Annotated in this window: 4 protein-coding genes; 3 read left to right on the top strand and 1 reads right to left on the bottom strand. The window is 45.0% G+C overall.

From position 1 onward, the window contains the following. Positions 1–304: 304 nt before the first annotated feature. Positions 305–1,201, top strand: coding sequence for an AraC family transcriptional regulator (locus tag Q5691_RS22980; protein WP_333347278.1), 897 nt, complete (start codon positions 305–307; stop codon positions 1,199–1,201). A 279-nt stretch (positions 1,202–1,480) separates the two neighbouring features. Here the strand turns inward: Q5691_RS22980 and ltrA are convergent, their stop codons facing one another. Beyond that, positions 1,481–3,244: a group II intron reverse transcriptase/maturase gene (gene ltrA, locus Q5691_RS22975; protein ID WP_333347275.1), complete on the bottom strand. Its 1,764-nt coding sequence runs from the start codon at positions 3,242–3,244 to the stop codon at positions 1,481–1,483. A 1,149-nt stretch (positions 3,245–4,393) separates the two neighbouring features. On the opposite strand from ltrA, the gene Q5691_RS22970 reads away from it, so the two are divergent. Together Q5691_RS22970 and Q5691_RS22965 are read left to right on the top strand one after the other, a co-directional pair. Next, entirely contained in the window at positions 4,394–12,538 is an 8,145-nt protein-coding gene (locus Q5691_RS22970) for a DUF7948 domain-containing protein (RefSeq protein ID WP_333347272.1), read from the top strand. Between the two features lie 260 nt (positions 12,539–12,798). After that, a complete protein-coding gene (locus tag Q5691_RS22965; RefSeq protein WP_333164199.1) occupies positions 12,799–13,296 on the top strand; it encodes a hypothetical protein in 498 nt (165 codons plus the stop codon). Positions 13,297–13,349 lie beyond the last annotated feature (53 nt).

Here is a 13,349-nt window from a genome sequence, read left to right as displayed (position 1 = left end):
TAGATTTTAGATTTTAGATTTTAGATTTTAGATTTTAGATTTTAGATTTTAGATTTTAGATTTTAGATTTTAGATTTATCGCTCTAAAAGTTAAGAATTATCAGTAATTAATTGTAGGCACAACGGCTGATATGAAAATGCCGACTATCGATCGACTCTACACCGCCCTAGAGTCAAACTCCATTAATTTTGATTGCGGAACCTTGACAAACAGAGCTATAATATGCACAAGGCTGGGTATCTTTTGTATAACTGCGGGAACTTAAGAGCTCTAGAATAACAGCAACTGCCCCAGGTACAAGCTATGTCCTCAGAGAAAGCCTTAATTCTTGATTTTGCCCAGCCAGACGCGATGAAATCGATTCTCCCGAGTCCCTCAATCCTGTCGAGTCACGGCACAAAATGGGAGGGAATTCACGTCGAATATCACCGTCAGCCAGCAGACGAAACTCCAGAACACTGTTTCCAACAACACAACATTGGGCTGATACTCAATTCAGTTACAGTAAACGGAATACTCAACGGGAAACACTACGGTAGCGAACCGTGGCAAAGAGGAGAGATTTTCATTGGTGGTGCTGGTACTGATTTCCAGTCAGGTGCAGTCGAAGATCCTGAATTTGTCGCGATGGCGATCGACCCTACCGACTTCGACAAAACAGTTGGCGAATCGACCAATTCAAACCTCATTGAAATTATACCGCACTGGAAAATCAGCGATCCTTTGATTCTCGGCATTGGCTGGGCCCTCAAAACCGAACTCGAATCAGGTGGAATAAACGGTACTCTTTATGTCGATGCACTGAAAAACGCGCTTTCAATGCACATACTGCACCGCTATTGTGCACAAAAACCGCATAGGCGAGATTTTGAAGGCGGTCTCGATCCTGTCAAATTGCAGATGGTTATTAACTACATAAATGACTACCTAAACCGAGATTTGCACATAGCTGAACTGGCTAACTTAGTGCAGATTAGTCCTTATTATTTCAGTCGTTTGTTCAAACAATCAATTGGAGTAACTCCCCATCAATACGTCACCAATTGCCGGATTGAGAAAGCCAAACAGTTGTTGAAAAGGCAAGATTTATCAATAACATATATCTCGGAGCAAATCGGGTTTCACGACCAAAGTCACTTTAGCAAGACTTTCTGCAAAATCGTCGGTTTGACTCCTAAGAAATATCGCAATCAACTTTAACAGCGATTTGTCGTTGGGTGGGGGCAGGTTTCTGAGATTGTCGGTTTTAGGCAATTATTGTCGGTGAGGGGAGCCCCTACAGGAATTATATCTATTTGACCGGACATGATATTAATCCTGTAGGGGCAGGTTCACCAATATCTCTAATAGAAACGAGAAAGCCTGTAAACCCGGCCTGGCCTTTAATCGCGATCGACCCGAGGTAGAGTCGAGGGGAGTGTTACCACTCCACCCCTCTCTTCCGAAACCGTGCATGAGACTTTCACCTCACACGGCTACTCAATGTGCTTTCCTATTGTCATTAATGGACTTCTGACTGCCATCAGTAGCAGTCTTCTTGTGGTGGCAATGTCGATGTAACAGTTGCATATTTTTCCACTCGTCCAACCCTCCCAGTGTCAATGGCTCTTTGTGGTCAACTTCCATTACATCTCCTTGAAGAAAATACAATCCGCACTCCTGACATTTACCCTGTTGTTGCTTCAGCAATTTAGCCTTTCTATTCGGTAGTTCAGGATGTCTGCCCATTCGGGAACTCCAGTAAACTAAGTCGCCATCATAGGGGCTTTTATTCCCTTTTAGCATCAGGTAATTAGCGCTACTACTGACGAATTCCGTATGCCGAACTAAGCGGATTGTATTACTCCCTTGATTGGGCGCAAATACCCAGTTGTTTCCATTGATAGTTCGCCAGTATAAGTAATGCCCCTTCTTCGCACTCCCGGTACGGCGTTTAGCCCATCTCCGAAGTTTCAGGTAAATCAGATTATCTTGGTTGGAGGATTCTCCACTTGTGCCTATATCCGAGGCACTGTAATAATAAGACCAGCCTCTAATTAATGGGTTTAGGTCTTTAATCAGTGCCTCTTGTGGAGATAACCTGTGCATCTTTATGATGCTTGCAATTTCACTCTGGTGTACCTGAATTGCCTTTTTTGATGGGGTAATGAGTGTATTGAAACCCAATTTTTTGCCGTGGTTATCCTCACTACTCCGATATTTCCCTTGATAATATTGCTGAATATGATGACCGAGAAAGTCAAAACCAGCCAAACCATCAGCACTTTTATAGGGGTCAAGAGTATGAGTTAATCGAGTTTTTGAGGGTTTCAATTTCAAGCCGATGCCAGCCAACCAATCAGAAAGTACAGCCATACATCCTTCAATGACCGATTTGTCGCGATGCAAAATCACGAAATCATCTGCGTAGCGGATTACGTTAACAGAACGGCGTTTTTCCATTCGGCTTAGCCCTTTAATTTTTAGGCTTTCTACATAATCCTTAACAACAGTTTCTAATCCATGTAAGGCGATATTCGCTAGAAGTGGCGAAATGACCCCGCCTTGCGGCGTACCAAAGGACGTGGCTATAAATTCTCCAGCATCTACTACCCCTGATTTCAACCAGGCTTTTATTTGTCGCCTAAGTGAAGGAAAAGTATTCAACTTATGGAGTAATTCCTCTTGGTTAATACAATCAAAACACTTAGCTATATCTGCATCTAAAACATACTTCGCTTTAGTTTGAATACAGTTTTTGATGTGTTTAATTGCATCTTGACATGACCTTCCTGGTCTAAAACCGTAGCTTCCCGGTTCAAAACGTGCTTCCCATTCGGGTTCAAGCATCGCTTTGACTACAGCTTGTCGGGCGCGGTCGTAAATTGTGGGTATTCCTAATGGGCGTTTTTCGGTTGTTCCTGGCTTGGGTATCAACACTCTACGAGTGGGTTGTGATTTTCCAGTTAACCTTAGTTGCCCTGCTAGTTGAAGACGTGCTACTGGGGATAATAATTTTATACCATCCACTCCTGCCGTCTTTTTCCCTTGGTTTTCTTGTGTTACCCTTCTAACTGCAAGTACCCTATTATACCAAGACCTCATCAATGTTTTCTGGAGTTGGCGAAGCCTTTTTACATCACCACAACATGAAGCAGCATAGATGCGTTTTTGCAACTTAAAGACGTATTTCTCAGCTTGTCGCCAATTAATATCCTTCCATCCCTCTGTCTTCAATTTAGAATCAGATTTAGGCTTGTTCATTGCTACTTGTACCTCTAGCTTTGAGCACATTGCGGTTCACGTCAGCATATCCCGGAAATTATTCCATCCCTTTTCAGGCGTTGACCGTTGTTTCGGTCTGGGCATTAGCTTCTTGAACCATCCTTTCCTTCCTATTGTTTGTAGCCTGATCGCCTGCCTGTTCATCGACCGCAACAGGAGCAATAGGGAGGATTACTTCGTTCCTGATATCCATTATTGGAGTCCTTTAGGGCGTGCCTTTCCACCGGGGTTCTAGGTAGTGCGCTAACTCGGTACGTAGATCCTGTTAGACCTTACCCTTGCCGGGTATTTCCAACCCAGGGTGTGACCGAATCACTAGCTTATTTCCCCTGGCTATTCTTAACGATGGCTCAACGGCACTTAGTCTGCTCTGCCCCACGATTTTCCATCACATCCGTCTTAGCCCTCTTCTGTCACTCTGGGAAAATAAAAGTGAGAGCCAAATTTTTAACTGTAGATAGAGCGGGGATTTGAGCGTTTATTTTCTAACAGAATGGCGGAAATTAAGATTTTTTGATAAAAGTCTTATGCTCTAAGGATTGCAGATTATTTCTTGCCGAAAGTGACAGAAGAGGGTTAGGCTCCACAAGGGTATTATTGCCATTGACCGCCATGATGGCTCGCTTATTGAACTCTTGCTTGCGGGTGGCGCTTTCAGCAATTACCGCCGTTCTACCGCTTTCGTCCCCGCTTCATAGAGCTTGTCATCACTCTCCTTCTATGGGGGCTACCATTGTTGGTAGTTTACGTGCTTTCAACCCCGCACCAGGGCGGTAGGACTTAGTTTTCTAGGGTACTTACCTCACCTACATGGATATCAAGTTGTCATTGATAGAGGATTTAAGTGCGTACTCCACCCGTGAGGGGGTTACTCTACCAAAGCCTGAAATCCCCCCGTATTAAGGGTTTCTTCAGAACGAATCGCACTACGATCAAAATCTGATTGGAAATGCAGAAAACCAGCTACAAAAACCGAGTCCGTAGCCCGTGTTACAATTTTTAATCGACAATCCGATAAATTTCGCAATAAAATTGTATTTTTCGTAAATTTTTCGCAAGAATTTACTATACAGCAGAGCTGGTACTTGTATATACTTACTCGCATAACATGAACCAGGGGTACCAGCTATGAGCTCTCAAAATCAACAGGCATCTTACGGTCAAATTCCCTTAAGTTTTATTGCAAATGCTGGACAAACCGATCCCAATGTGAAATTCCAGGTAAAAGGTGCCGGTCACAGTATCTATTTCACTCCAAACGAAATCACCTTTACCGCTTTCCAGCCACCTAATGAACCGGGAAATCAACCAACAAATTCTTCAATTGTCCGCAGCAGCTTAGCCAACAGCAACCCGAATCCCACAATTTCCGGGCTGGAAAAATTGCCGGGAGTTGCTAACTTTCTTTTAGGCGAAGATTCTAGTCAATGGCAGACTAATGTGCCTACTTTTAACGGCGTTGTTTATCAAAACGTCTATCAAGGAATTGACCGCGTTTTCAAAGGCACTGAAGGACAACTTAAAAGCGAGTTTTTGGTTGCACCTTTTGCCGATCCGAGTCAAATTAAGATGAACTATAGTGGTGTTAACGACATCCGGTTGCGCGACGACGGGGCGCTGATATTAGAGACACCGCTAGGCGAATTAATTGATAACGCACCGATAGTTTATCAAGATATCAACGGACAGCGGGTGAATGTTCCCGCAGCTTACAATTTATTAGGAAACGGTCAAGTTAATTTTAGTTTGGGAGATTTTGACCGCACTCAACCCCTAGTTATCGATCCGGTTTTAGCTTACTCCACTTATCTAGGTGGCAGCGGTGATGGCATAAGCGGCAACGGCAATGATTACGCCAACCGCATGACTGTAGATAGTACAGGTGCGGCTTACATTATAGGCACTACTTTTAACAATTTTACGACTACTCCTGGTGCATGGCAAACTACGCCAGGGGGTCAAGCTGATTTCTTAGTTACTAAAATTAACCCCCAAGGAACTGCCTTAGTTTACTCTACTTATATCGGCGGTGCTGGCAATGAATACGGTTTTGGGATTGCGGTAGACAGTCAAGGCAATACTTATTTAACCGGACAAGTCGATCCGGGTTATCCAACTACACCTGGTTCTTTTCAACCTACAGCAACTACACCACCTAGTTACTATGCTGCGGCAACTAAACTCAATGCTGCCGGGAATGGGTTAGTTTATTCTACTTTTTTAGGCGGTAGCCAGGGCAACCTCGGCAATGGCATTGCTGTAGACAGTAACGGCAATGCTTATGTTACTGGGTTGACAGGCGGCGGTTTCCCCACCACCGCCAATGCCTCCCAACCTCTATACGCAGGGGGAAGTGGCGATGCGTTTGTTACTAAAGTTAATCCAACTGGTAGTGCTTTAGTTTATTCTACTTATTTCGGCGGTAGCGATCGTGAGGACGCTCAAGCCATTGCAATAGATAATAATGGTAATGCCTACATTACCGGTCTTACTTATTCGACTAACTTGCCGGGGAGAGATTTAGGCTTTCAAAATGCCCTGGCAGGTAGTTATGATGGTTTTGTCGCTAAATTTGACGGCAATGGTGCGCGTGCTTATTCCACTTATTTAGGTGGCTTTGGCGAAGATAAAGGTGCTGATATCGCTGTAGATAGTACTGGAAATGCCTATGTTGTCGGAATTACCACTTCAACTGAGTTTCCGACTAAAAATGCAGTTCAAGCGACTTATGCAGGTGGTGCAAATGATGCTTTTGTCATCAAGTTAGGCCCTCTAGGTTACACTGCGATTTATTCAACTTATTTGGGTGGCAGCGGAGATGACAACGGGCATCGCATTACTCTAGACAGTGCGAATAATGTTTATGTTACCGGGGATACGACTTCGACTAATTTTCCGACTAAGAATGCTATTCAAAGTGTCAGCGGCGGCGGGAAAGATGCTTTTGTCACAAGTATCAATTCATCGGGTTCTGCCTTGGTTGATTCTACTTATCTGGGTGGCAGCGCTGACGACTACGGTAATGGTATTGCGGTGGATGCTACTGGTGCAGTTTATGTAGCAGGATCTACTGTTTCTACTAATTTCCCAACAGCAAATCCTTTGCAAGCGGCGAATGGGGGTGGTATTTCTGATGCTTTTATTACTAAAATAATTCCTGGCGGGCCGCAGGTTAAGATTGTTGAGTCGGGCGGCAGCACTAATGTAGCTGAAAGTGGGACGACGGATACTTATACAGTGGTGCTAACTAATCAGCCTACTGCAAATGTGGCGATCGCACTCAATAATGACAGTCAAATTCAACCTATTGCTGGCATTAGTTTCACTCCAACTAACTGGTTTGTACCGCAAACAGTGACAGTCAGTGCAGTTGAGGATAGCCTAGCAGAAACTTCGCCACACACTGGCCCGATCGCTCACACTGCTATCAGTACCGATGCTAATTATAACGGCACTACTGCAAGTTTTACGGTCAATGGCACTGCTGGCAATACCGTCAAGGCTAATATTACCGATAACGACACCGCAGGCGTTAGCATTACTCCTGCTAACACGACTGCGACGGAAGGCGGTGCAACTGGAACTTATACCGTTAAATTAAATACTCAACCGATCGCACCTGTTACGATTAACTTGGCTACAGGCAGTCAAATTCAACCAATTACCGCACTTACTTTTACAGCGAATAATTGGAATGTCGCTCAAACTGTGGCGGTGGCTGCTGTGGACGACAATGCAGTTGAAGGAAATCATGCAGGTGCGATCGCCCATACAGCTACCAGTAACGATACTAACTATAACAGCATCACAATTCCGGCTGTTAGCGTCGCCATTACCGACAATGACACGGCAGGCGTTAGCATTACTCCCACTAACACGACTGCGACGGAAGGCGGTGCAACTGGAACTTATACCGTTAAATTAAATACTCAACCGATCGCACCTGTTACGATTAACTTGGCTACAGGCAGTGAAATTCAACCAATTACCGCACTTACTTTTACCACTACTAATTGGAATGTCGCTCAAACTGTTGCGGTGAAAGCAGTTGACGACAACTTAGTTGAAGGAAATCATGCAGGTGCGATCGCCCATACTGCTACCAGTACCGATACTAACTATAACAGCATCACAATTCCGGCTGTTAATGTCGCCATTACCGATAACGATACAGCAGGTTTCAGCGTTGCACCTACGAACATAACTGCTACAGAAGGCGGCGCCAATGGCAGTTACAAAATCCAGCTAACTTCCGAACCGAAGGCACCGGTTACTATCAGTTTCAATACTGACAATCAACTTAATCCGATCGCCACACCTCTTACTTTTGGCAACACTAATTGGAATGTTGCTCAAACTGTCACTGTTACGGCGATCGACGACAATGTAGCACAAGGAACCCACAGCGGCACGATTTCTCACACAGCTACGAGTACCGATGCCAATTATAATGCGAAAGTCATTCCCAATGTGACAGCATCGATTACAGATAACGATAGTCCCGGTATTTCTCTTGTCCAATCAGAAGGCGGGACAGCTATTGCTGAAGGCGGTGCAACCGATAGCTACGGCGTACTTCTGACTACCGCACCTACTGCAAACGTCACGATTAATTTTGACACGGGCAGTCAAATTAATGCGATCGCACCTGTCACTTTCACCCCGAATAATTGGAATGTTGCTCAAAATGTCACTGTTACGGCGATAGATGACAGCATAGCGCAAGGAACACGCAGCGGCACGATCGCTCACACGTCTGTCAGTACAGATACTAATTATAACAACCTGACGATTTCTCCTGTGACTGCCACGATTGCTGACAACGACACGACTGGTGTGAGTATTTCACCGGAGAGTACAACTGCTACAGAAGGCGGTGCCACAGGCAATTATACACTCAAGTTAAATTCGCAGCCAACTGCACCAGTTACTATCAGTTTTGATGCGGGAAATCAAATAAATGCGATCGGTGCAATTACCTTCGACGCTACTGACTGGAATGTTGCCAAACCCGTCACAGTAACGGCTACAGATGATACGGTTGTGGAAGGAAATCATGCGGGGGCGATCGGTCATACTGCTAGCAGTACCGATACGAAGTATAACGGCGTCGCAATTCCGGCTGTTAATGTCCCCATTACTGATAACGACACTGCGCCAACACCAACCCCAACACCTCCGTTACCAACACCAACACCAACTCCAACACCTCCGTTACCAACACCAACACCAACTCCAACACCTCCGTTACCAACACCAACTCCAACTCCAACACCTCCGTTACCAACACCAACACCTCCGTTACCAACACCAACACCAACCCCAACACCTCCGTTACCAACACCAACACCAACCCCAACACCTCCGTTACCAACACCAACACCTCCGTTACCAACACCAACACCAACCCCAACACCTCCGTTACCAACACCAACACCAACTCCCACACCTGCTGGAATTACCGTTGGCCCTGCAAGTGGATTAATCACCACAGAAGCAGGCCAAACCGCAACATTTAACGTTCAACTAAACAGCTTAAACATCCCACCTACTGGCGATGTGAAAATAGATTTAGCAAGTTCCAATACAGCAGAAGGAACAGTTTCTCCGCAATCGCTTACCTTCAACTCTACTAATTGGAATCAGCCGCAAACAGTAACGGTAACAGGCGTTGACGACTTTGCTATTGACGGTGATCAAACTTACACCATTGTTACTAGCCCTGCTGTCAGTACGGATAACAGATTTAACGGATTAAATGCGTCCGATGTCGCTGTCACCAATAACGATAATGACAGCAATATCCCAGCACAAGACTTAGCTGGAAACACATCAGCTACAGCCCGTACAATTAATGCAAGTTCCGCTCTCAGAAACTACAGTGATTCAGTAAGTAGTAACGAGCCAGATTACTACAAATTCACGATCGGTGCTGACAATGACTTCAACTTGGCAGTCAGCGGATTTACGGGAGATATTAATCTTGAATTGCTTGACAGCAATCAAAATGTCATCTCAACTGCAATAAGTTCTGGCGCTGGTTCAAAATTAATTAACCGCATTTTGGCACACGGGACTTACAGCATTCGAGTTTCTTCAGTTAATAGTGCCCAGACCCCCTACAACTTGAATTTGTCTGCTGTACCTCGTCTTGCAGGTGTCACAACTACAGGCTATGAAGGCCCAGCCGTCACAAATCCCCAGTCAAATTCACCTAGCAGCAGCATTTTGCGCGGCATCAACAACAATCTACTCACTAACAATCTATCCACTTCCCTGATTGATAGCAATTTCCTCGACTCAGTGTTGTTTAGTGGTGTTGGTGGTAATAGTAATGCTTCAAGTTTCGTTAATAACTTCCTCCCAGCAGACTTTTTTGGTAGTTTTGACGGCAGCGGCAACGACCCATTTCATGAGATCCCTGCTAGTGTATCCAGCGCGCAAATAAATTTGGATAAATTCCGCGCCACACCACGTTTTTCCGGTATTGACGGCAGTGGTTTCTCTGTAGCGGTATTAGAGACTGGCATCAACTTAAACCACCCATTCTTTGGCCCTGACCGCGACTCAAACGGCATCAGCGATCGCATCGTTTATAACTACGATTTTGCCGACGGCGACGCGGATGCTAGCGACAAAGACGGACACGGATCTAACATTGCAAGCATTATTGCTTCCCAAGACCCAACCTATACAGGGATGGCACCTGGGGCTAATATTATCGGTCTCAAAGTGAGAAAGGATAATAAGGATAATATGCCTAGTGACGAAATTAATAAGTTTCCCTATGTTGAACAAGCTTTGCAGTGGGTATTGCAAAATGCAGATACTTACAACATTGCCAGCGTTTGTATGGCATTCGGCAGCGGTGAAAATTTTGCCACCAGTCAAACTTCACTCTACGGTATAGGAGATGAACTGGCAGCATTAGCGGCGAAAAATATAATTGTTGTCTCTTCATCAGGCAACCGTTACTACCCGTACCAGAATGAGCCTCCAGGTGTAAACTACCCTTCAGCAGATCCGAATTCGCTGTCGATTGGCGCGGTATACAATTCCAACATTGGTTCTTTCTCTTTGGGGAACTATTTTGCGAATAAGCCTGGTGAGACTGGGAAATTGGTAACAGCAAATACCACTGCTGCTGATCGTATTGCTCCTTTTTCTCAGCGTAACGGGACATTAACCACAGTTTTTGCTCCAGGAGCACCTATCACTGGGGCTGGCAAAGATGGCGATATAAACGAGAGAAGCACCTATCACGGTACCAGTCAAGCTACAGCCCACATTAGCGGCATAGCAGTATTAGCACAACAGTTAGCACAGCAAGAATTAGGTCGCAAACTGACGCCAAAGGAGTTCGCTAATCTTTTGAAACAAACCGGTGTCACTATCAACGATGGCGACGATGAAAAGGATAACGTTAAACATACAGGTCTTAATTTCAAGCGTGTTGATGTGCTGGCTTTGGGTGAAGCTATTGCTGGAGGAGGTGTTGTTCAGAACCGTCCGCCACAAGAGAAGATTCATTTAGCCTATTACTATAAGGAGTTTAATCAAGACATTAAAAATGTCTACACCGATCCGGATGGCGACTTAATCTCCTACAAATTAACTCTAAAAGATGGCAGTCCTTTAAGTAGCAGTTTAAACAGTCGTTGGCTGGGATTATCTTTCGACTCTAACCAGAACACCATCAAATTTACTGGCACTCCCCCAGTGTTTAATATTAATGGGCGATCGTTGAGTTTTGTCAGACCATTTGAGGTGAAGTTAACTGCCACTGACCCTGCCGGTGCTAGCAGTTCTCAGATATTCAAGATAACGAAAGTTAACGGTCGCTGGGTGATTGATAATTACATTGCAGGTGCCCAGGTATTTTTGGATGCCAATAAAAATGGTGTTCTCGATGCTGGCGAACCCTCAACTAACACTGACACTAGCGGTGAATTTAATCTCGATTTTCCCTTTGAGACTTTCGACAAAAACGCCAATGGGGAGATTGATTCAAATGAAGGAAATTTAGTGGCTTTTGGAGGCACTGATACCGCGACCGGTTTGCCTCTAGAAACGCCTGTTACTGCACCTGCTGACGCTACTGTGGTCACGCTGTTAACTACTCTGATGGTGGACTTGATAGATAAGGGAATTGAGAGCGATCGGGCTGAATCTCTCATCAAATCTGCTCTTGCCATTCCTGCTGATGTTGCCATCGCAGATTTCGATCCGATCGCCGCCACCAACGACAGCGAACCGGGCGGGGTGGCAACTTTATCTGCAATGGTAAAAGTCCAAAATGTTATCACTCAAACTGCGGGTTTGATTGACGGTGCTTCCAGTGCAGCTACTAACGAAATTGTCAAAGCTGTTGTCAGTTCAATTACGAGTCAAATTCAATCCGGCACTGTTTTAAACCTCAGCAACGCACTCGCTTTAGAACCAATAATTCAGCAAGCTGCCGCGAAAATTCAGCAGATTGACCCCAGTTTCAACAGTCAAAAAGTTACCTCAATTACCTCGCAAGCTGCGACAGTAATGGCAACAGCAAATCAGCGCATTGATTCTGCTGTCTCCAACCCAACAGGAACATCAATTCCTGAATCAGTAGCCCGCGTCCAACAAGTAGCTTTGGGCCCAACTACTCAAGACTTCAAAGAAGTTGGTGCGGGAACTAAGACAATTTCCCAGGTAGTTACTGAGAATACTGGTGCTGCTTTAGATACCAAAATTCAAGCTGTGATATTACCTGCTGGGATTGCAACTCCTGTTGTCACCGGCGACGCAGATTTGGGCAGCAATTCCCCCGATCGAATTCTCGGTACAAATGGCGATGATACCCTGACTGGCGACAGTCCAAATAATGTTTTGCTGGGTCTGAGGGGCAATGATTCCCTCGACGGTGCGGTGGGGAATGACACTCTTTTCGGCGGCAAAGGTAACGATACTTTACTCGGAAGTAGCGGTGATGATGTCTTGTTTGGCAATCGCGGTGACGATTTGCTGAATGGCGGTTTGGGAAGTGATAGTTTGACGGGAGGGAATGGGGTAGATAAATTCTTGCTATCTACCAATTCCGGTACTGATACTATTACTGACTTTGAAGTTGGTAAAGACTTGTTAGTTTTGGGTAATGGTCTGACTTTCTCGCAATTCTCAATTACTCAAGAAAACAGTTCAACATTCATCCGCTTGTCAGCAACCGGAGAGATTTTAGCATCTCTGAATGGGGTGACGGCAAGTGCGATCGGTGTCGCAAATTTTGGCTCAATCTAATAGCAATAGGACTGATATGATGTCCGGTTTATCGACCATAATTCCTGTAGGGCGGGTTCGCGGATATCTTTAAGAGAAACGAGAGATTCTGTAAACCCGCCCCGGTATTCGACAGTACGATCGCGACCGGGGCGGGTTTTTGAAATTGTCTATTAGCAGATATTGTTGGTGAACCCGCCCCTACCATCGACCTGATAATCGACCGCATTGGGTATAAGTCCCGATCGAGTAGTAGTCTATCCACCTATGAGGTTTTTGATATGAATGAAGATGCACCACCAATGTTTTTTCCTGTTTCTCGGCTGAAGTTATTCGTGATGTCCCTAGTAACCTTGGGCCTCTATCAAATTTTTTGGTTTTACAAAAACTGGCAGCTATTCAAAGCCGCAACAGGAGACGACATTAGCCCATTTTGGAGAGCTGTTTTCAACGGTATTTTTTGTTATTCATTGATTACGAAAATTAGAAATAGGGCTAAATTGCGCGGTATTGATGCCAACTGTAGTCCCTTCTTGCTGACTCTGGCTTGGTTGGGGCTTGCGCTGTGTACCCGACTGCCAGACCCATACTGGCTAGTTAGTTTTTTATCTGTAATAGTTTTGCTTCCTGTTCAAGAGATTGTGAATGAACTGAACAGTTTAGCAGCCCCAAACCACAATCCTAACGATCGATTTTCGGTATGGAATATAGTAACTATCGCTGTGGGAGGCAGCCTGTTTGTACTTGCGATCGTCGGGACACTGATGCCAGCAACTTAGGGGCGATTTGCATCAGTTTCACAACTCGAAACATCAAAGATTACTGTTGTTAA

Source organism: Microcoleus sp. w1-18aA5 (genome assembly GCF_036701705.1).
Taxonomy (GTDB): domain Bacteria; phylum Cyanobacteriota; class Cyanobacteriia; order Cyanobacteriales; family Microcoleaceae; genus Microcoleus.
Note: the sequence above shows the minus strand (reverse complement) of the source record. Positions and strands in the feature narration are given on the sequence as shown.

Excerpts from the sequence above, each read along its gene's own strand:
- Q5691_RS22980 (WP_333347278.1), top strand. The coding sequence starts at position 305 with ATGTCCTCAGAGAAAGCCTTAATTCTTGATTTTGCCCAGCCAGACGCG.
- ltrA (WP_333347275.1), bottom strand. The coding sequence starts at position 3,244 with ATGAACAAGCCTAAATCTGATTCTAAATTGAAGACAGAGGGATGGAAG.
- Q5691_RS22970 (WP_333347272.1), top strand. The coding sequence starts at position 4,394 with ATGAGCTCTCAAAATCAACAGGCATCTTACGGTCAAATTCCCTTAAGT.
- Q5691_RS22965 (WP_333164199.1), top strand. The coding sequence starts at position 12,799 with ATGAATGAAGATGCACCACCAATGTTTTTTCCTGTTTCTCGGCTGAAG.